16 protein-coding genes are annotated in these 18,823 nt (G+C 74.2%); 6 read left to right on the top strand and 10 right to left on the bottom strand.

The genetic code is table 11. From position 1 onward, the window contains the following. Positions 1-90: 90 nt before the first annotated feature. The 3 genes from ACSLTV_RS14030 to ACSLTV_RS14020 form a co-directional block, all read right to left on the bottom strand. Positions 91-504 (bottom strand): hypothetical protein, encoded by a 414-nt coding sequence (locus ACSLTV_RS14030; protein ID WP_432137386.1) that lies wholly within the window; start codon positions 502-504, stop codon positions 91-93. Beyond that, positions 501-4,034 (bottom strand): hypothetical protein, encoded by a 3,534-nt coding sequence (locus tag ACSLTV_RS14025; protein ID WP_435612231.1) that lies wholly within the window; start codon positions 4,032-4,034, stop codon positions 501-503. Before ACSLTV_RS14025 ends, ACSLTV_RS14030 begins: the two co-directional genes overlap by 4 nt. A 507-nt stretch (positions 4,035-4,541) precedes the next feature. Further along, a complete protein-coding gene (locus ACSLTV_RS14020) occupies positions 4,542-5,270 on the bottom strand; it encodes an SDR family oxidoreductase (RefSeq protein WP_432137384.1) in 729 nt (242 codons plus the stop codon). A 93-nt stretch (positions 5,271-5,363) separates the two neighbouring features. Between ACSLTV_RS14020 and ACSLTV_RS14015 the strand changes: the two genes are divergently transcribed. Beyond that, positions 5,364-5,714, top strand: coding sequence for a darcynin family protein (locus tag ACSLTV_RS14015; protein ID WP_432137383.1), 351 nt, complete (start codon positions 5,364-5,366; stop codon positions 5,712-5,714). Then, positions 5,707-6,342 carry a TetR/AcrR family transcriptional regulator gene (locus ACSLTV_RS14010; protein ID WP_435612230.1) on the top strand — a complete coding sequence of 212 codons (636 nt, stop codon included), beginning with the start codon at positions 5,707-5,709 and terminating at the stop codon, positions 6,340-6,342. Before ACSLTV_RS14015 ends, ACSLTV_RS14010 begins: the two co-directional genes overlap by 8 nt. A gap of 96 nt (positions 6,343-6,438) precedes the next feature. Here ACSLTV_RS14010 and ACSLTV_RS14005 read toward each other — a convergent pair whose 3' ends face one another. The 4 genes from ACSLTV_RS14005 to ACSLTV_RS13990 form a co-directional block, all read right to left on the bottom strand. After that, on the bottom strand, positions 6,439-8,358 hold the full coding sequence (locus ACSLTV_RS14005) for an ABC transporter ATP-binding protein (RefSeq protein WP_435612229.1): 1,920 nt from the start codon (positions 8,356-8,358) through the stop codon (positions 6,439-6,441). 245 nt (positions 8,359-8,603) lie between these two features. Beyond that, positions 8,604-9,248 (bottom strand): GNAT family N-acetyltransferase, encoded by a 645-nt coding sequence (locus ACSLTV_RS14000; protein ID WP_435612227.1) that lies wholly within the window; start codon positions 9,246-9,248, stop codon positions 8,604-8,606. A gap of 79 nt (positions 9,249-9,327) precedes the next feature. Next, positions 9,328-9,798 carry a Zn-ribbon domain-containing OB-fold protein gene (locus tag ACSLTV_RS13995; RefSeq protein WP_435612226.1) on the bottom strand — a complete coding sequence of 157 codons (471 nt, stop codon included), beginning with the start codon at positions 9,796-9,798 and terminating at the stop codon, positions 9,328-9,330. Next, a complete protein-coding gene (locus tag ACSLTV_RS13990; protein WP_432137379.1) occupies positions 9,798-10,244 on the bottom strand; it encodes a DoxX family protein in 447 nt (148 codons plus the stop codon). The genes ACSLTV_RS13995 and ACSLTV_RS13990 overlap by 1 nt, the downstream gene beginning before the upstream one ends. A 167-nt stretch (positions 10,245-10,411) precedes the next feature. Between ACSLTV_RS13990 and ACSLTV_RS13985 the strand changes: the two genes are divergently transcribed. The 3 genes from ACSLTV_RS13985 to ACSLTV_RS13975 all read left to right on the top strand — a co-directional run bounded on the left by ACSLTV_RS13985 (position 10,412) and on the right by ACSLTV_RS13975 (position 14,915). Continuing rightward, a complete protein-coding gene (locus ACSLTV_RS13985) occupies positions 10,412-11,626 on the top strand; it encodes a flavin-containing monooxygenase (RefSeq protein WP_435612225.1) in 1,215 nt (404 codons plus the stop codon). A gap of 227 nt (positions 11,627-11,853) precedes the next feature. Further along, positions 11,854-14,079 carry an acetate--CoA ligase family protein gene (locus ACSLTV_RS13980; protein WP_435612224.1) on the top strand — a complete coding sequence of 742 codons (2,226 nt, stop codon included), beginning with the start codon at positions 11,854-11,856 and terminating at the stop codon, positions 14,077-14,079. After that, a complete protein-coding gene (locus ACSLTV_RS13975) occupies positions 14,070-14,915 on the top strand; it encodes an enoyl-CoA hydratase/isomerase family protein (RefSeq protein ID WP_432137376.1) in 846 nt (281 codons plus the stop codon). Before ACSLTV_RS13980 ends, ACSLTV_RS13975 begins: the two co-directional genes overlap by 10 nt. Positions 14,916-14,977: 62 nt before the next feature. On the opposite strand, the gene ACSLTV_RS13970 is transcribed toward ACSLTV_RS13975, so the two are convergent. Together ACSLTV_RS13970 and ACSLTV_RS13965 are read right to left on the bottom strand one after the other, a co-directional pair. Then, positions 14,978-15,637, bottom strand: coding sequence for a maltokinase N-terminal cap-like domain-containing protein (locus ACSLTV_RS13970; protein WP_432137375.1), 660 nt, complete (start codon positions 15,635-15,637; stop codon positions 14,978-14,980). Between the two features lie 18 nt (positions 15,638-15,655). After that, positions 15,656-16,711 (bottom strand): GlxA family transcriptional regulator, encoded by a 1,056-nt coding sequence (locus ACSLTV_RS13965; RefSeq protein ID WP_432137374.1) that lies wholly within the window; start codon positions 16,709-16,711, stop codon positions 15,656-15,658. A gap of 71 nt (positions 16,712-16,782) precedes the next feature. Between ACSLTV_RS13965 and ACSLTV_RS13960 the strand changes: the two genes are divergently transcribed. Then, positions 16,783-18,093, top strand: a complete 1,311-nt coding sequence (locus ACSLTV_RS13960) for an MFS transporter (protein ID WP_435612223.1) — start codon at positions 16,783-16,785, stop codon at positions 18,091-18,093. A 96-nt stretch (positions 18,094-18,189) separates the two neighbouring features. Here the strand turns inward: ACSLTV_RS13960 and ACSLTV_RS13955 are convergent, their stop codons facing one another. Continuing rightward, positions 18,190-18,816 (bottom strand): flavin reductase family protein, encoded by a 627-nt coding sequence (locus ACSLTV_RS13955; protein ID WP_432137372.1) that lies wholly within the window; start codon positions 18,814-18,816, stop codon positions 18,190-18,192. Positions 18,817-18,823: the final 7 nt, after the last annotated feature.

Genomic DNA, 18,823 nt, shown 5'->3' with positions numbered 1-18,823 from the left:
TTCCACGCGGTCACCGTTGCCGACGCGCCCGGTCCGGCGCGCCTCGGTCCGGCGGGGCTGGGAGCCGGGCCGGACCGAGGGCGTGGGGGACTACGAGGACGGCGATCTGGTGAGGACCAGGGACGGTGGGGCGTCCGGGTCGGGGTGGAACTCCAGGGTGCTGCCGCTCGGGTAGACCTTCAGGCCACCGGCCTTGCCGAGGCCGCCGTCGTCGACCGTGAGGTAGACGAAGTCGGCGGCCACGCTGCTGTCGACGTACTCCCACCGGCCGGCGAAGTCGGCGGGGGCGGTACGGCCGCCGCCGATCGCGTCGCCCGGGACGTGGGTGGCGGCGAACGTCCCGTCGGGATCGAGGACGATCTCGCCGCCGGACGCGGCGTCGCGGTACACGCCGGGCAGTTCGCCGACGTCGACCGAGTCCGAGCCCGTGCACCCCGAGAGGAGCAGCGCGGCGGCGGTCAGGGCGGCGGCCGGCCAGCGGCCGACGGCCTTCTTGCCTGTCACGGCCCCAGCGTAACGTCGAACTGGATCACCTGGGTCTTGGGCGACAGCGGACCGGAGTCACCGACGATCTTGTCGACCAGCGAGCCGACGGTGTCGCTCCACCAGTCCGTGTAGCCGATGACGGGCGGGTGCGTCGCGGACTCGATGTCCGACTCGTTGAACGCGGTGTAGCGCCACACCACGGAGCCGTCCGCGTTCTCGCGGATGGGCGTCATCCGCACGTAGTGCGAGCCGAGGAAGGTGTACGCCAGGTTGCCGGTGAGGCCGGCCGTGGTCAGCGTCCCGTAGTCGGTGAGGTACTTGCCCACGCCGTCGAAGCCGCCGAGCTGGTAGTCGTACATGTAGGTGTGGCCCAGCTCGTAGTCACCGGACTTGGTGCGGGAGGCGAAGAAGGCGATGGCCTCCTTGGTGAACTGGTGGTCGCGGTAGAGCTTGGTGAACTCGTCGTCCGGGCCGAAGCACTGCGACCGGGGGCCGTCACCGGTGAGCCAGCTCCAGCCCAGCTCCCAGGGGTTGGTGTCGTTGCCGGACGGCACCGGGTCGCCGAACGGCGTCAGGCAGCTCTCGGCGCCCTCCGGGAGGCCGTTCTCCTCGGGGTTGATGGGAACGGTCGCGTTGTCCAGGGCGTCCTGGATCGCCTGGCGGATCGCGGCCTGGATGACGAGCACCTTGGCCTCGAACGCGGCCTGCGCGGCGGCGGCCGCGTCCTTGCCCGCCTCCAGCGACGCCTTGCGCGCGGCCGTCGCCGACGCGGCGGCGTCCGCGGCGTAGGACGCGGCGACGGTGGCGGACTGCACGGCCCGCGTCGCCGCGTGCCGCGCCACGCTGCTCGCCTGGCGCGCCGCCGCGGCGGCCTGGCGCGCGGTCTCGGCGGACTGCGCGGCGGCGGCCGCGGAGCCCTCGGCGGCCTCGGCGTTCTGGCGAGCCTCGTCGGCGGACGCCTTGGCGTCAGCGGCGTAGCCCTGCGCGCGGTTGGCCCAGTCGGTGGCGTCGGAGGCGGCGTTGCGGGCGAGTGCGGCCGCCTCGGAGGCGCGGGCCGCGTCCTCCATGGCGTCCCAGGCGATCTTCGCGGCGCGCGCGATGGCCGCGCGGATCGCGCTGACGTGCGTCGCGTGGTCGTGGTCGAGCCGCGCGAAGTCGTACTGCGTCGTCCCGACGAACTGGCGGAGCATGTGCGTGTCGCCCTCGAGGGCGATCTGGGCGGCCGCCTTGACGTAGGGGCCGCCGTTCGCGAGGAGCGTCGTGGCCGCGACCCGGTCGTCCTCGTGGACGGCGGCGGCGCGTTCGACGTGCAGGAAGGTGTGCAGGGCCTCGGCGGTTCCGGCGTCGAGCGCCGCCTGGGCCGCGGCGCGCACCGCCTTGCCGGTGGAGGCGTCGGACAGCAGGGTGAGGATCTCGACCTGGTTGTCCTCCCTGGCCGCGGCGACCGCCCCGCTCTCCAGGAATCCCCGGATCCGGGCGGCGTCCTCGGTCTGCAGGGCGTCGTGGGCCGCCGTGGCCACGTTCTTCGTGGACACCGCGGCGATGGCCGCCGCGTTCTCGGCGTCGTCCTGGTTCATCGCGATGACGCGGTCGGCCTCGACCCAGTGGACGACGTCCTCGTCCGACCCGGCCAGCGCGAACTCGGCGGCCTGCCCGGTCCAGGTGCCCGACCGGTCGATGAGCTGGACCGCGGCCTTGCGCCCGGCCGTCACGGCGGCGGCGGTGTTCCCGTCGCTCAGCGCCGACTCCGCGGTGCCGATGAGTGCGAGGAGTTCGTCGGAGAGCCGCGCCTCCTGGGTGCGCCGGCGGTTGGCCTGTTCGAGCAGGTCGGTCTCGGCGGTCGCCTCCAGCCGTGCCCGCTCGATCGCCTCCTCGGTCTCCTCGGCCAGCCGGGCGAGTTCGGCGTCGCGGGCCGCCCGCTCGACCTCGCGGGCCTCGGCGACGGCGTCGGCCGCCTTGTTCGCCGCTTCGAGGGCGGCGTCGGCGGCGGCCGTCGAACGGTTGGCGTAGTCGACCGCCTCGCCGGCATGGTCGGCCGCCTCCTCGGCGGCGTCCGCCGCCTTCTCGGCGTGGTCGGCGGCGCTGTTGGCGGCGTCCCGGGCCGTGCGGGCGGCGGCGGCCGCCTTCCCGGCCAGGGTGCGGGCCCGGCCCGCGGCCTGCGTGGCGCGGTTCGCGGCGGCCTCGGCCTCGGCGGCGGCCCGCTGCGCGGCGGCGGCCTCGGACTGCGCGGCGCCGGAGGCCACGGCCGCGTCGGCGGAGGCGCGGGCGGCGGCGGCCGCGTTGACCGCCGAACCGGCGGCGGCGGCGCCGGCCTGGTCGGCCGCGGCGGCGGCCACGGCGGCGATGTCGGCCTTCAGGGCCACGGAGCGGACGTAGCCGACCATCTTCCGCGCGGCCTCCGCCGCCGACCTGGCCGCGGACGCCTTCGAGGCGTCCTTGGAGGCGGCGATCGCGGCACGGTACGCGCGGGCCGCGGCGCGCCCCGCCGACGCGGCGGCGGCAGCGGCGGCCTGTGCGGCGGCGACCGCGCGACGCGATGCGGCCTGCGCGGTGCGCGACGCCGACACGGCGGTCGAGGCGGCCGCGGCGGCGCCCTTGGCGGCCTGCGCCGCCTTGTTCGCCGCGGCGGCCGAGCGCTGGACGTCCTGCTCGGCGGCCTCGGCCTCGGCCTTGGCCTCCAGCGCGGCGGCCTTCGCCTTCTCGGCGGCCTCGACCGCCTGGGCGGACAGCTCCAGGGCCTCGTCGGTCTTCCGGCCGGCGCGGCGGCCCTCCTTCTCGACGACCTCGACGAGCTGCTCGATCGTCGCCGATTCCTCGTCCCGCGCCCGGGCGATGTACTGGCCCGTCTCCAGGAACCAGCGGACCGCCCTCGGCGACCCGTCGTCCAGCGCCCGCTGCGCGTACTCGGCCACCTGCGGCGACGCCGACATGAGGATGGTGAGCACCTGTACGCGCTCGTCCTCCTCGTGGGCGGTGAACTGCCCGCCGCTGAGGAAGGCGCGCAGCGCGAAGTCCTCGTCGGTGTCCAGGACGGCGGACGCCGCGCGCTTGACGGCACGGTCGCCGTGGGACATGACGGTGGTGGCGGCCACGCGGAGGTCCTCGTGGACCGCGGTCCGGAAGCCGCCCTTGAGGAAGGTCTCGACCGCCGCGTCTCCGGCGGACAGTGCGCCGTCGATGCCCTCGCGTGTCGCCCGGCCCGCCGAGACCAGGGACTTGGTGAGGGTGAAGCGGTTGTCCTCGGCGCGGGCCGCGGGCAGTTTCTGCTCCAGGAACGCCGTCACGTCCGCCGCGGTGCCCACCAGGGCGGCGGCGGCCGCCGTGCGGACGGCACGGCCGCCCGAGCGGTAGGCCCAGACGACCTTGCCGCGGTCGGTGTCCGGCAGGCCCGTGCCCTCCGGCATCGCCGCGGTGCCGGCCTCGCCCGCCGCGAAGGCCGGACGGGCCGCCCCGATCGTCCAGGCGGGTATCGCGGCCCCGGCCGCCATCCCGGTGAAAATACCGATGATCTGACGTCTGCTGAACGCCCGCCCCGAAGGCTGTGGCATCACGGCTCCCCTTCTGCTCCACTGATCCCGGCCGGGTGTGGTCCCGGCCGTCGACGGACTGCCGCGGTCGTCGGTCCACCCGCGGTACGCGGAGCCGGGCGCGAGGCTCGAACGGCCTCCCCGGCGGAGGGCCGGCCCCCGCCGCCGCGCACGGCCCGCGCCAGGGAAGAGATGTCGCCGCCCCCCTGCGGTCGCCGCCCTCATCGAAGCCGCAGCCGGCAGGCGCCGTCCACCTCAGAAAGGGGGGCAGATCCGGCCAACGCCCGTGGGGTCGCGGTGATGTGCGCCACAGCCGGAAAAGGTTGTAGCGATCTTGGTGGAGAACCGGTGCAGGTGTGGCTGTAGCTTCCGCGGAGTCGTGCGCATCGGGAAGGCTGCGACCTGCAACGGAGGTGCGCGGCGCGCACAGTGAGGTGTGGAGGCCGTTGGTGGGCGGTGCGCAATCGGCAACTGTGCGCCTCGTCTGGGTGTCACGCTCCGCATCTGGGCACAGCGCGGGAAGGGTGGTCAGCTGTCCCGGAGTAGGCGCGCCGCGAGTGCGGGGGACAGGCGGTGAAGGGCTGCCAGGGCGCGGACCTTGCCCACGCGGACGACGGGGCGGTTGCGGTCGAGGCCGTCCAGCAGCTCCCTGGCGGCCTGTTCCGGGCTGATCTTGCCACTGCCCCGGCCGGCCGTCATGGCCGTGTCCACCAGGGGCAGCACGGCCTCCGTCACCCGGATACCGCGTTCGTCGTCGGCGAGCTGGTAGCGCAGGGCGGTGGTGTAGCTGCGCAGTGCGGCCTTGGTGGCGCAGTACAGGGGTGCGCTGCGCTTGGGTGTCAGGGCCAGGGCCGATGTGATGTTCACGATGGCGCTGCCGGGCAGCATCAGCGGCAGGACCAGTGCGGTGAGCTTGACCGGGCCGGTCAGATTCGTGCCGATCTCCGTGTCCACGTCGCGCAGCATGGCGTCACGGTCGTGCTCGGCGACTCGGTAACCGAACTGCACAGCCGCGTTGTTGACCAGCAGTCGGACGCCTCCTCGCGCGTGCAGCTCTGCCGCCAGGGAGGCGATGTCACTCTCCACCGTGAGGTCGCACCGCAGGGCCTCGATGCCCGGTACGGCGTCGGCTGCTGCCACGCGGGTCCGGTCCCGCCCACAGACGACGACCTGCTCGCCCTGATGTGCGAGCCGGCGCGCCAGGGCCAGTCCCACGCCCGCGGTGCCGCCAGTGATCACAGTCAGTCCTGCCGACACGACTGAACCTCCTTCGACGATTTGAATTACATAGCAGTACTGTAATCTATCTCTCCTCGGTCGGGTGAGATCCCGTGAAGGAGAAGAAGCGCCATGACCTACATCGTGATGAACATGCTGCGGTTCCAGCCCGCCTGGCTCCGGCTCGAGCGGGCGGAACGCGCCGCCGTCTGGGAGACGGTCAAGGCGCTGGCCGCCCGCGCCGAGGGGATCAGGCTGCGCTGGTTCGACGCGGAGGCATTCTGCGCCGAGTACAGCGACATCCTGTTCGTGGAGACCGAGGACCTCTCCGCCTACTACATGTTCTGGGAAGCGGTCCGGGACACCGATCTGTTCTCCGTGCCGTATGTGGAGGTGAAGCAGGTCGCGATGGGGATCGAGGACGGATTCGCCGCGTACGACAGGGGCGTCGCGGCCCGCGGGCCGGTGGTGGCCGGTGGCTGAGCGGACGTCCGCGCCGGGCCGCCCGCGCAGCAGCGAAGCCTCGGAGCGCATCCTGCGAGCGACTGTCGAACTGCTGGCGGAGGGCGGGGCGGCCGGGGTGTCGGTAGACGCGGTGGCCGCCCGCGCGGGCGTCTCCCGGCCCACGGTCTACCGACGGTGGAAAGACCGTACGGAGCTGATCGCGGCCGCGGTCCGGGAGGCTTTCGCCCAGGCCAACCCCGAAGCCCCCGACACCGCCGACCCGCTGGCGGATCTCGTGACCGTGCTGTCCAACACGATCCGGCTTCTCACCGGCACATCTCTGGGGCGGGTCATCGCCGGACTGGTCAGTGAACTGCCCCGATCGCCCGAGCTCGCCGCCGCTCTGCGCGCGGTGGAGCGGGAGCGGCGAGAGATCCTGCACGAGGTGCTGCGACGCGCCGAGGAACAGGGGCGGCTGCGCCTGACGGACGTGGGCCTGGCCATCGAGGTCTTGCTCGGTCCGGTCTATCTCAGACTGCTCGTTACCGGTGACCCCGTCCCATCCGATCTCGCCGCGGAACTCGCCGCGCTCGTGGTCGCACCCACCGGTTCCGGGCCACTGCCCGAAAGGCCGCAAGAGATCGACAACGACGGCCGCGAACCGTAGCGCATGCTCACCGAGCCCTGGGTTTGCGCGTTCATTGCGCACCCTCGGCCGAAATTGCGCATCGAGTCTCGGACCCTGCACGTGGTCCCGGCCGTCCTAGCGGTCCTTCGACAGGGTGAGGAGTTCCGCGAACAGGCCGTTGGCGCAGGCCAGTTCGTCGTAGGTGCCCTCCTCGGTGATGCGGCCGTTCTGGAGGACGACGATCCGGTCGGCGAGGCGGGTGTTCTCCAGCTGGTGGGTGACGACGATGGTGATGCGTTCGGCGGCGATGCCTTTGACGCGCAGGAAGATCTGGTGCTCGCCGCGCGGGTCCATCTGGGAGGTGGGCTCGTCGAGGATGAGGAGCGGCGTGCGGCGGTAGAGGGCGCGGGCGCAGGCGAGGCGCTGCCACTGGCCGCCGGAGAGTTCGGCGCCGCCGAAGAGTTCGCGGGCCAGGAGGGTGTCCAGGCCGTGCGGGAGCTTCTCGACGGCCTCGCGCATGCCGACGGCGTCGGCGGCCTCCCAGACCGGGGCGTCGTCGTGGGTGCGGGGCTGGCCGAGGGTGATGTTCTCGCGGGCGCGCAGGGGCCACCAGGCGAAGTTCTGGGGGACGAGGGCGGTGCGGGTCCACAGGGAATCCGGGTCGGCCGTCGCCAGGTCGGTGCCGGCCCAGCGGACGGTGCCCTTGTCGGGCAGGAGGACGCCGGTGATGAGTTTGGTGAGGGTGGACTTGCCGGAGCCGTTCTCGCCGACGACGGCGAGGATCTCGCCCCGGCGCAGGGTGAGCGAGACCCCGTCGAGTGCCGGTTCCGCCTTGCCGGGGTAGCGGTACACCACCTCGTCCAGTGCGATCTCGGGGACGTCCGCCGGGATCGTCGACTCGCCTCGCTTCGGGGCCCGTTCGGCGGCCAGGTCGAGGAAGGCGCGCATGTCGGCCAGGTAGAGGGAGGTGTGGAACATCGCCGCCCCGTTCTGGACGAGTTGCGAGAGGGCGCCGAGGGTCGTCTGGACGGCCACGACGGCGGTGGCGGCGACCGGGAGGGCGATCCGGCCGGTCATCGCCAGCCACGCCAGGCAGGCCCAGGTGACCAGGAGGAACGCCCCGCCGAGGGCGGAGGTCGCGAGAACGATGCGCAGGGTGCGGGGGGCCGCGGTCAGGGTGCGCTCGTCGATGCGTTCGGACAGCGCGCGGTACCAGTGGACGAGGTAGCCGGTCATGCCGTTGGCGCGGACCTCGTCGGTGTAACGGGAGTAGGTCGCCCAGGTGCGCATCATGCCGCGGACGTTCCGGTCGCCGACGTTGGCGTAGTGGGTCTCGTAGTCGACGCGGGCGGAGAGCACGGCGCCGAGGCCGGTGGGCAGTACGGCGAGCAGGAGGAGGGGGAGCAGGAGGGGGTGCAGGGCGGTGATCACGCCGGCCGCCGCGATCATGCGGGTGAGGGCGGCCATGAACCGCTGGGCGTCCTTGACCATGTACGTGGTGCGGGTGACGCCGACCTCGGCGGCCTCCTGCCGGTCGGCGAACCCGTCCTCGCCGTACGCGGCGGCCTCCACCCGGCAGACGGCGGCGACGAGCGCCACGTCGGCCTCGGTGACCAGGCGGGGCGTGATCCGGCCGTCGGCGTAGGAGGCGAGGGCGCCGCTGATCCGGCCGGTCGCCGCGGCGACGGTGACGACCACCAGGGCCGGCAGGGCGGCGTGCAGGCGTTCGGACACCTCGCCGGTGCCGAGGAGGTGGGTCATGGCGCGTGCCGTGAAACCCAGGACGACGGCGGCCGCCGCGCCGGTGAGGAACTGGCAGACGAGGAGCAGGGCGACGGCGGGCCGGTCGACGGCCCAGGCCATGCGCGCGGTGCGGCCCAGAACGCCGGGCAGCCGGGCGCACATCCGCCCGAAACTGGCCTCGGCCAGCGGGTTCTTGCCCCACTTGCCGCCGTAGGTGAGGGTCGCGGGCGGCGGGTAGGGCGGTGTGCCCGCCGCACTCTCGGGGCCGGCTCCGGCGTTCTGCCTGTTCCCTGGGTTCTCGGTCACGGTCACCCGCGTTCCTCCTCAAGCCGTTTCGCCGCACCTGGGTGGTCCGGCGGTGCCCGGCTCAACGAGAGGGCGGGTGATTCGAACGCGCTCGATTTCGGACTCCGCGCAGGCCCGCGGTTCCGGGGGCGGTGCGGGCCGGTCGCGGTGGCGTACGGCCCCCGGAGCCGGCGCGGGTGGCCGAAACGCCGTGCTTGATACGCAGGTGACGGATGGGGTTTCGAGCGAAGCCCGTCTCGTCCCCAGGGGGCTCAGGGAGTCTGTTCCGGGTCCGTGTTCGGGGCCGGGTTCGGCGCCGGGTTCGGGTTCGGTTCCGGGTCCGTCGTCAGGCGGGCGTGCAGGTGCATGTCGCGGAAGGCGTCGCGGCGGCCCGCCTCGAACATCGCGCCGCGCAGCGTGCCCTCGTACCGGAAGCCGCACTTCTCGGCGACGCGGCAGGACACCTCGTGGCCGACGGCGTGGCCCAGCTCCAGCCGGTGCAGGCCGAAGTCGGCCAACGCCCAGCGGGCCATCAGCCGCAGGGCGCGGGTCGCGACGCCGTGACCGCGCGCCTCGGGCAGGACCCAGTAGCCGACGATGGCGCTGCGGGTGGTGCGGTTGACGGCGCTGACGCTGATCTGGCCCAGTGTCGTGCCGCTCGCCGCGTCGGCCACGCGGAAGGCCACGCCCTCGCCGTCGGCGGTCCGCTCGGCCCAGCGGCGCAGGGAGTCACGGGAGCTGTCCATGTCGGTCACGAACACCAGCGGGGTGTTCCAGCGCTTGAACTCCGGGTCCCGCTGGCCGTGCCACCAGGCCTCGACGTGGTCGTCGCGCTCCACGTCCCAGGTGCACAGGCGCAGGCCGTGGCCGTGGAGTTCGGGGGCCGGGGCGGGGGCTGGGGTGCGGTCCGTGTCCATGCGGTCATTGAAGCGGCCACGGCCGCGGGTTTCACCCGGTTTCCCGGCGGGGGCGCGGTCAGGTGCGGGGACGGGCCGGCTACGACGGCCGGAAGACCGGGACACCGTCCCGGAAGGCGACCGACAGGTCCATGCCCGCCCGCAGGTCCGAGGGCACGGCCTCGACCACCTCGGTCATCATGCGCGGGCCCTCCGCCAGTTCCACCACGGCCGCGACGTACGGCGTGCGGTCACGGAACGGCGGCAGGTCGTTGTGGTGGACGACCGACCAGGTGTAGAGGGCCGCCCGGCCGCTCGCCCGCTCCCACCGGACGTCCTCGCTCCAGCAGTGCGGGCAGAACTCGCGGGGGTAGTGGTGGACCCGGTCGCAGGCACGGCAGCGGCGGACCAGCAGCCGGCCCTCGGCGGCGGCCGTCCAGTACGCGCGCGTGAAGGCGTCGGTCTCGGGGATGTCGTAGCGGGCCTCCGCCCCCGGTCGCTCCGACCGGCCGACCGCCTCCGCCTCCGCCTCCAGGGCCTCCGACCGGCCGACCGCCTCCGGGCTCCCCATCAGAACCACCCCAGCGCCGCGTCCACCGACCACGTCTGCCACGCCATCCCGAACAGGCCGACCACCGAGATCAGGGCCATCATCGAGTTCTGCCCCTGCTCGGCCCAGTCGTGGATCATCAGGACGAAGTAGAGCAGGTTGAGGGCGAGGCCCCCGGCCAGCGCGACCGGGGTGAGGACGCCGGCCACCAGGCCGAGGCCGACCGCGAGTTCGCCGTACGCGACGACGTACGCCATGGTCCGGGGCCGGGGCCGGACCACGGTGTCGAAGCCGGAACGGACCGCGGTCCAGCGGTGCTTGGCCGCCACGCCGGCCGCCCAGGCGATGCCCGAGCCCTCGAACCAGCTCTTCTTGTCCTTGTGCCGCCAGCTCTCCAGCCACCACAGACCGAGCCCGATCCGCAGCACCGCGAGCCACTGAGCACCGTCCAGCCAGATCGAGTCCATGAATCTGACGGTACGTCAGATTTACGGCCCCGGGAAGTGGTGGACGCCGACGCAAGGAGACCCACGCCACACGACCCGCACACTTCCCGCCCATCCGTGATCAATCCGCAACCAATTCCGGTCTTGACCGATACCCATCAACGCGGCATGTGATTACGCTCGCGAGCATGGCCGACTCCACACCGTCAGCACCCTCAGCACCGTCGGGGACCACCTCCGCCCCGCCCGCCGCGCACCCCGTCTACGTCATAGGCGGCGGCCCCGGCGGGCTCGCCGCCGCGTACGCGCTGCGGGCCCGGGGCATACGGGCCGTCGTGCTGGAGAAGTCGGACCGGGTGGGCGCCTCCTGGCGACGCCACTACGACCGGCTGCACCTGCACACCACGCGCCGGCTGTCCGCCCTGCCCGGCCTGCCGATGCCGCGCCGGTTCGGGCGGTGGGTGTCCCGCGACAACGTGGTGCGCTACCTGGAGAAGTACGCGGAGTACCACGACCTGGAGATCGTGACCGGCGTCGAGGTCTCCCGCGTCGACCGCGCCCCCGACGGCACCGGCTGGCTGCTGCACGCCACCGGCGGCCGGGAGCTGACCGGGGCCGCGGTGGTCGTCGCCACCGGCTACAACCACACCCCGCGCCTGCCGGACTGGCCGGGCGCGGACACGTACGGCGGCGAGCTGCTGCACGCCTCGGCCTACCGCAACGGCACGCCGTACGCCGGCCGGGACGTCCTGGTCGTCGGCGTCGGCAACACCGGCGCGGAGATCGCCGTGGACCTGGCCGAGAGCGGGGCCTCGCGCGTCCGGCTGGCGGTGCGCACGGCGCCGCACATCGTGCGCCGCTCCACGGCCGGCTGGGCGGCCCAGTACTCCGGCGTCCTCGTACGCCGGCTGCCGGTACGCCTGGTCGACCGGCTCGCGCGGCCGGTGGCGAAACTGACCCCGGACCTGACGGCGTACGGCCTGCCGCGCCCCGACACCGGGCTGTACAGCCGGGTCCTTCAGGGCGCGGTGCCGGTGCAGGACGTCGGTCTGATCGACGCGGTGCGCAAGGGGAAGGTCGAGGTCGTCGCGGCCGTCGAAGGGTTCGAGGACGACAAGGTGCTGCTCGCCGACGGCACCCGGATCTCGCCGGACGCGGTGATCGCGGCGACCGGGTACGAGCGCGCGCTGGAGGGCCTGGTCGGGCACCTGGACGTGCTGGACGGCCGGGGCAGACCGGCGGTGCACGGACCGCGTACGCCTCAGAACGCCCCTGGGCTCTACTTCACCGGGTTCACCAACCCGATCAGCGGGATGTTCCGGGAGCTGGCGATGGACGCGGTGAAGATCGCGAAGGCGGTGGCCGCGCGCAGCGGCCCGGACACGGCGCGGCTCGGCGGCTGACCCGTGACACCCGGGCGTGACGACGTCCCGGGCGTGACGACGCCTCGGGCGTGACGACGTCCCGGGCGCAACGACACCCCGGGCGCAACGACACCCCGGGGCGCGACGCCCCAGGGTCGCCCGCCCCGCATTCTGCTCTGCGCAGCCGTATTCCTGACGCCCCGTCAGTTCGCTAATCTGACAGGACGTCAGCTTACTCGGCAGTCACACAGGAGCGGGGCGGATCGATGCTCGGATCAACCCACGGCACCCTCACCACCGACTCCCGCCGGGCCCGCGTCCTCGCGTGCGGCGAACCGCCCGGGCCCGCCGTCCACGGCCGGCCCGCCGACGCGGGTGACCTGGACGTCAGCGGCCGGCCGCTGTACGCGGACGTCCCCGACCTCGACCGGTTCTTCCGCCCCGAGTCCGTCGCCGTCGTCGGCGCGAGTGACGCCGAGGGGCGGCCGGCCGCCGGGATCACCCGGCAGCTGGTGGCCTGGGCCGAGCGGGTGGGGGCCCGGCTGCACCCCGTGCACCCCACCCGCGCCACGGTCTTCGGCCTGCCCTGCGCGCCGAGCGTGGCCCACCTGCCCGAGCGGGTCGACCTGGCCGTGCTGCTGGTCTCCGATCCGCTGCCGGTGATCGAGGAACTGGCCGAGGCGAAGGTGCGGTTCGCGGTCGCCTTCGCCTCCGGCTTCGCGGAGACCGGGGAGGAGGGGGCCGCGGCGCAGGCCCGCCTCGCGGCCGCCGTGCGCCGCTCGGGGCTGCGGCTGCTCGGCCCCAACACCAACCTCAACGCCTTCGAGCACTTCCGCGACGACCTGACCGGACCGGCGATCGCGCTGATCACCCAGTCCGGTCACCAGGGGCGCCCGGTCTTCGCCCTCCAGGAGCTCGGCGTCCGGCTCTCCCACTGGGCGCCAACCGGCAACGAGGCCGACCTGGAGACCGCCGACTTCCTCTCCTACTTCGCCGAACAGCCGGAGGTCGGCGCCATCGCCGCCTACGTGGAGGGGCTGAAGGACGGCCGCGCCTTCCTGCTCGCCGCCGACCGGGCCGCCCGGCGCGGGGTACCGGTCGTCGCGGTCAAGGTGGGCCGCACCGAGACCGGCGCCCGCACCGCCGCCTCCCACACCGGGAAGCTGACCGGCGCCGACGACGTCGTGGACGCCGCGATGCGCCAGTACGGCGTGATCCGCGTCGACGGCCTCGACGAACTCCAGGACACCGCCGCCCTGCTGGCGCGGGCCCGCCCGCCGCGCGCCGACGGCGTCGCCGTCTACTCGATCTCCGGCGGCACCGGCGCCCACGTCGCCGACCTGGCGACGGCGGCCGGGCTGCACCTGCCCCGGCTGTCGGCGGCCCGGCAGGCGGAGCTGCACCGGTGGATCCCCGCGTACCTGAACGTGGCCAACCCGGTCGACAGCGGCGGCCATCCGGTCGGCGACGAGCGCGGCCGGAAGATCATCGACGCGATCCTCGACGACCCGTCGATCGGCGTCCTGATCTGCCCGGTCACCGGCCCGTTCCCACCGCTGAGCGACCGGCTGGTGCGGGACCTGGTGGACGCGGCCGAGCACACCGACAAGCTGGTCTGCGTGGTGTGGGGCTCCCCCGTCGGCACCGAGCCCGCCTACCGCGACGTCCTGCTCGGCTCCTCCCGGGTGGCCACGTTCCGCACCGTGGCGAACTGTCTGACAGCCGTCCGCGCCCACCTCGACCACCACCGCTTCACCCGCTCCTACCGCTCCCCCTTCGACGAGGCGCCCCGCACCCCCTCACCGTCCCTGCGCAAGGTCCGCGACCTGTTCCAGCCGGGCCGCCGGCTCAGCGAGCACGCGGCCAAGCAGCTGCTGCGGGCGTACGGCATCCGCGTCCCGCGCGAGCAGCTGGTCACCAGCGCCGCGGCGGCCGTGCGGGCGGCGGGGCAGGTGGGCTACCCGGTGGTGATGAAGGCGTCCGGCGCCCGGATCGCTCACAAGACCGAACTGGGCCTGGTCAAGGTCGGCCTGACCTCGGCCAGCCAGGTCCGCGACGCCTACCGCGAGCTGACGGACACCGCCCGCTACGAGGACGTGTCCCTGGACGGCATCCTGGTCTGCCAGATGGTCGAGCGGGGCGTGGAGATGGTGGTGGGCGTGGCCCAGGACGACCTCTTCGGACCCACGGTGACGGTCGGACTCGGCGGGGTGCTGGTGGAGGTGCTGCGCGACACCGCCGTACGGGTGCCGCCGTTCGGCGAGGAGCAGGCCCGGGACATGCTCGCCGAGCTGCGGGGGCGGGCGCTGCTGGACGGTGTGCGGGGCCGTCCCCCGGCGGACACCGACGCCCTGGTCGAGGTGGTGCTGCGCGTCCAGCGCATGGCCCTCGAACTGGACGGTCTGCTCGCCGAGCTGGACATCAACCCGCTGATGGTCCTGGACCGCGGGCAGGGCGCGGTGGCGCTGGACGCGCTGGCGGTGTGCCGGTGACCGCCGGGGTGCGGACCACCACCGACGGCGGCATCACCCACATCACCCTCGACCGGCCCGAGGCGCTCAACGCCCTCACCCCCGCCATGCGCGACGGGCTGATCGCGCTGCTGACCGCCGCGTCGGCCGACCCGGACGTCCGGGTGGTCGTCCTGACGGGGACGGGGCGGGGGTTCTGCGCGGGGGCGGACCTGCGGGGCGTGCGGGGCGCGAGCCCGGCGGCCGGGGCCGGACGCGTGACCGAGGCCGCACGCGTGACCGAGGCCGCACGCGTGGCCGGTGACGTCGCCCGCACCCTCCGGCTGGGCGCCCAGCGCCTGATCTCCGCCGTCCTGGACTGCGAGAAGCCGGTGATCGCGGCGGTGAACGGGACGGCGGCCGGGCTCGGCGCGCATCTCGCACTCGCCTGCGATCTGGTGCTGGCCGCCGACTCGGCGCGGTTCATCGAGGTGTTCGTCCGCCGGGGCCTGGTCCCCGACGCGGGCGGGGCGTACCTGCTGCCCCGCCTCGTCGGCCCGCACCGCGCGAAGGAGCTGATGTTCCTCGGCGACGCGCTCACCGCACCCGACGCCGAACGCCTGGGCCTGGTCAACCGGGCGGTCCCGGACGGCGAGCTGGCGAAGGCGGCCCAGGCATGGGCGGCCCGCCTCGCCACCGCCCCCACCCGGGCCCTCGCCCTCACCAAGCACCTCGTCAACGCCTCCCTCGACACCGACCGCGCCACGGCCTTCGCGGCGGAGGCGGCCGCCCAGGAGATCAACATGACGACCCACGACGCCCAGGAGGGCCTGCACGCCTTCACCGAACGCCGCTCACCGGACTTCCGGGGCCGCTGACGCCCGCCCGGGCCGCGGGGCTCGCAACTCCCGCCGCCCGCGCGCCCGTCGCGGGGACCGTCTCAGGCTCGTGGGCGGAGCACGGCGAACAGCCCCCGGGCGTGGGTGCCGTCAGGCTGCTGCCACGCGCCGGTGACATGGCCGATCGCCCCCTGCGGGAGGACGGGCGCGCCCTCCGGGGTGGCGCGGGGCGTCCTCCGCAGGCGCAGGACCACGTCCTCGGACACGGTCAGCTCGGTGCCGTCCTCGTCGTCCGCGACGGCAGGGGTCACCGCGTCGCCGAGGGGGCCCGCACCGTCGTAGGACGCGGTGATCTCGCGGTCGGGCAGATCGCTGGTGTTCTGGTCCTGGGCCTGCGCCCGGCCCTCCAGCAGCGCCGTCAGCTGGGCGGCCAGTACCGGATCGTGGCAGCCGTCGTAGGCCCAGCGGCGGCCCAGGACGCCGTGCTCCATGGTGCCGACCAGGGCGTGCTCGGCCCCGTCGAGCGGGGCCCCGCGGTAGGTCAGGGGGACCAGGTACGGGACCGGTTCGGGCCCGGAGACGTCCGTGACCACCATGAACTCGATGCCGACCTCGCCCTCCGGGTCGTCCAGCCGGAACCCGCCGGACTTCACCAGCTCGGGCCCGGCCGCGCCGCCGCGGTACCACGGCCGGGAGGGCAGCCAGGCGGCGAGCAGTTCCAGCTTGCTCGGTCTGAGAACGGTGTGGTGGATGACGGCCATGCCGGACGATCTCCTGCTCTACGAGGACGTGGTGTCCCCCACTCTGGCACCCGGGTCCCGTCGCGGCACAGGCTGTCCGGCAGGTCCGGCGCCCGCCCGGAACGTCCGCCGGTACGCCGTCGGCGTCACCCCCAGCGCCGCCTGGAGGTGCTGGCGCATCGACTGGGCGGTGCCGAAGCCCGCGTCCCGGGCGACCTGGTCGACGGACAGGCCGGTGGTCTCCAGCAGGTGCCGGGCGCGTTCCACGCGCTGCTGGGTGAGCCACTGGCCGGGGCTGACGCCGGTCTCCTCGCGGAAGCGGCGCGTGAAGGTCCGTACGGACATCGCCTCCCGCGCGGCCATGTCGCGCAGCTGGATCGGCTCGTGCAGCCGGCCGAGCGCCCAGGCGCGGGCCGCGGTGGTGGTGGCCTGCTGGGGGTCGGGCACCGGCCGTTCGATGTACTGCGCCTGCCCGCCGTCGCGGTGCGGCGGTACGACGGTGCGGCGGGCGACGTCGTTGGCGACGGCGGTGCCGTGGTCGCGGCGCACCATGTGCAGGCACAGGTCGATGCCGGCGGCGACGCCGGCCGAGGTGAGGACGTCGCCGTCGTCGATGAACAGCACGTCGGGGTCGACCCTGACACGGGGGAACATGCGCTGGAGCCGGTCCGCGTCGGCCCAGTGGGTGGTGGCGGGCCGGCCGTCGAGGAGTCCGGCGGCGGCCAGGACGTAGACGCCGGTGCAGATGGAGGCGAGCCGGGTGCCGGGCCGGATCAGGGCGAGGGCGGCGGCCAGTTCGTCGGTGAGGACGCCGTCGTCGTGGACCGGGCCGAGTTCGTAGGACGCCGGGATGATCACCGTGTCGGCGGTGGCGAGGGCCTCGGGGCCGTGGGCGACGTGGACGGCGAAGTCGGCGTCGGTCTCGACGGGGCCCGGCGGGCGGACGGAGCAGGTCACCACCTCGTACAGGGGGCGCCGCAGGGCGTCGCGGGGGCGGCCGAAGATGCGGTGCGGGATGCCCAGTTCGAAGGGGAGCAGTCCGTCGAGGGCGAGGACGACGACGCGGTGGGGACGGTACCCGGGCTCACGGTCCATGGCCCGATCCTAGCGAACCCTGTCCATCGGGCCACTCGTCGCGCGGGGCGGCGGACCGGAAGCTCTATGGCGTGACCCAGACAACCGAAGCACCAGCAGGGACGGACGGCGTCGAGGGGCGGCGCCGGGGACGGCGCGTGCACCGGGCGTGGTTCGTCGCCGCCGTCACGTTCGTCACGATCATCGGCGCTGCCGCCTTCCGCTCGCTGCCCGGACTGCTCATCGACCCGCTGCAGGCGGACTTCGGCTGGTCGCACGGCACGATCGGGGCGGCCGTCTCCGTGAACCTGGCGCTGTACGGGCTGACCGCGCCGTTCGCGGCGGCCCTGATGGACCGCTTCGGCATCCGCCGGGTGGTCGCCGTCGCCCTGACGGTGATCGCGCTGGGCTCGGGCCTGACGGTGTGGATGACGGCGGCCTGGCAGCTGATGCTGTGCTGGGGTGTGCTGGTGGGCCTCGGCGCGGGGTCGATGGCGCTGGCCTTCGCGGCGACGGTCACCAACCGCTGGTTCACCGAGCGCCGGGGCCTGGTCAGCGGCATCCTGACGGCCGCCTCCGCCTCCGGCCAGCTGATCTTCCTGCCGCTGCTGTCGTGGATGGTGACCCGCTACGACTGGCGTCCGGCGGCGGTCACGGTGTCGCTGGCCGCGCTCGCGGTGGTGCCGTTCGTGTGGCTGCTGCTGCGCGACCACCCGGCCGACGTGGGCCTGAAGCCGTACGGCTCGACGGAGTTCGTCCCGAAGCCGGCCCCGGTGGCGGGGGCGGCGACGCGCGCGGTGCGGGTGCTGCTGTCGGCGGTGCGCACCGGCCCCTTCTGGCTGCTGGCGGGCACCTTCGCGATCTGCGGCGCGTCGACGAACGGCCTGATCCAGACCCACTTCGTGCCGGCCGCCCACGACCACGGGATGCCGGTGACGGCGGCGGCGTCGCTGCTGGCGGTGATCGGGGTCTTCGACGTGGTCGGCACGATCGCCTCCGGCTGGTTCACCGACCGCTTCGAGCCGCGCCGCCTGCTGGCGGTGTACTACGCCCTGCGCGGCGTCTCCCTCCTGTTCCTCCCGCTGCTGCTGGCGCCGACGGTCCACCCGCCGATGGTGTTCTTCATCGTCTTCTACGGCCTCGACTGGGTGGCCACGGTCCCGCCGACCCTCGCGCTGTGCCGTGAGCACTACGGCGACGACAGCGCCATCGTCTTCGGCTGGGTCCTCGCCTCGCACCAGGTCGGGGCGGCCCTGGTGGCGTTCCTCGGCGGCGTCGCCCGCGACGTCTTCGGCTCCTACGACGTCGTCTGGTACGCCTCGGGCGCGCTGTGCGCGGCGGCGGCCCTGATGGCCCTGGTCATCCGCCGCCGCCCGGCGCCGCCCCTCGCGGCGACGGCCTGAGGCCCGTGTACCGGGGCCGGCCATCGGCGGGTACGTGTCACCGCGCGGGCCGGAAGGCGCAGGCCGGCGCGGACGCCGGTGACACGCACTCGCCGATCACCGGTCGCCGAACCGCCGGAAGCGGCCCCGGTGGAAGAGGAGCGGCGCGGTGTCGTCGTCGGCGCCGAGGGCGCTGACGCGGCCCACGACGACGAGGTGGTCGCCGCCGGTGTGGACGGCGTGGACCACGCAGTCGATCCAGGCGGCGGCGCCGGTGAGGCGGGGGGAGCCGGTGACGGGGGCCGGGTCGTGGGCGACGCCGGTGAACTTGTCCGTGCCGCTGCGGGCGAAGGCCAGGCAGAGGTCACCCTGTGCGGCGCCGAGCACGTTGACGCAGAAGACGCCCGCCCGGGCGATGCGCGGCCAGGTCGTGGACGTGCGGCCGACCATGAAGGCGACGAGGGGTGGGTCGAGGGAGAGGGAGGTGAAGGACTGGCAGGCGAAGCCGGCGGGGGCCGGCTCGTCCGGTGCGGCGGGGGCGGTGATCACCGTGACACCGGTCGCGAAGTGGCCCAGCACCCGGCGGAACTCGCCCTGGTCGACGGCCGCCCGCTCGTCCTCGCCGACGCACCGCAGCCGCGGGCGCGGCGGCGGCTCGACCGGGGGTGCGGTCCCGGCCGGCGGTGCGGCCGAGACCGGTCGGAGGTGCCGGACGGCGGCGGCGGCCGCTCCTGCGTGTCCCATCACCCCT

Source organism: Streptomyces sp. bgisy159 (genome assembly GCF_965341775.1).
Lineage (GTDB): Bacteria > Actinomycetota > Actinomycetes > Streptomycetales > Streptomycetaceae > Streptomyces.
The sequence above is the reverse complement of the archived record's forward strand: the minus strand, read 5'-3'. Positions and strand labels throughout refer to the sequence as shown.

What these genes read in the sequence shown, in the direction of transcription:
- ACSLTV_RS13970 (WP_432137375.1), bottom strand. Translation starts at nt 15,637, where the DNA reads ATGGCCGTCATCCACCACACCGTTCTCAGACCGAGCAAGCTGGAACTG.
- ACSLTV_RS13955 (WP_432137372.1), bottom strand. Translation starts at nt 18,816, where the DNA reads ATGGGACACGCAGGAGCGGCCGCCGCCGCCGTCCGGCACCTCCGACCG.
- ACSLTV_RS14000 (WP_435612227.1), bottom strand. Translation starts at nt 9,248, where the DNA reads ATGGACACGGACCGCACCCCAGCCCCCGCCCCGGCCCCCGAACTCCAC.
- ACSLTV_RS13985 (WP_435612225.1), top strand. Translation starts at nt 10,412, where the DNA reads ATGGCCGACTCCACACCGTCAGCACCCTCAGCACCGTCGGGGACCACC.
- ACSLTV_RS13980 (WP_435612224.1), top strand. Translation starts at nt 11,854, where the DNA reads ATGCTCGGATCAACCCACGGCACCCTCACCACCGACTCCCGCCGGGCC.
- ACSLTV_RS13990 (WP_432137379.1), bottom strand. Translation starts at nt 10,244, where the DNA reads ATGGACTCGATCTGGCTGGACGGTGCTCAGTGGCTCGCGGTGCTGCGG.
- ACSLTV_RS13995 (WP_435612226.1), bottom strand. Translation starts at nt 9,798, where the DNA reads ATGGGGAGCCCGGAGGCGGTCGGCCGGTCGGAGGCCCTGGAGGCGGAG.
- ACSLTV_RS14025 (WP_435612231.1), bottom strand. Translation starts at nt 4,034, where the DNA reads ATGCCACAGCCTTCGGGGCGGGCGTTCAGCAGACGTCAGATCATCGGT.
- ACSLTV_RS14015 (WP_432137383.1), top strand. Translation starts at nt 5,364, where the DNA reads ATGACCTACATCGTGATGAACATGCTGCGGTTCCAGCCCGCCTGGCTC.
- ACSLTV_RS13965 (WP_432137374.1), bottom strand. Translation starts at nt 16,711, where the DNA reads ATGGACCGTGAGCCCGGGTACCGTCCCCACCGCGTCGTCGTCCTCGCC.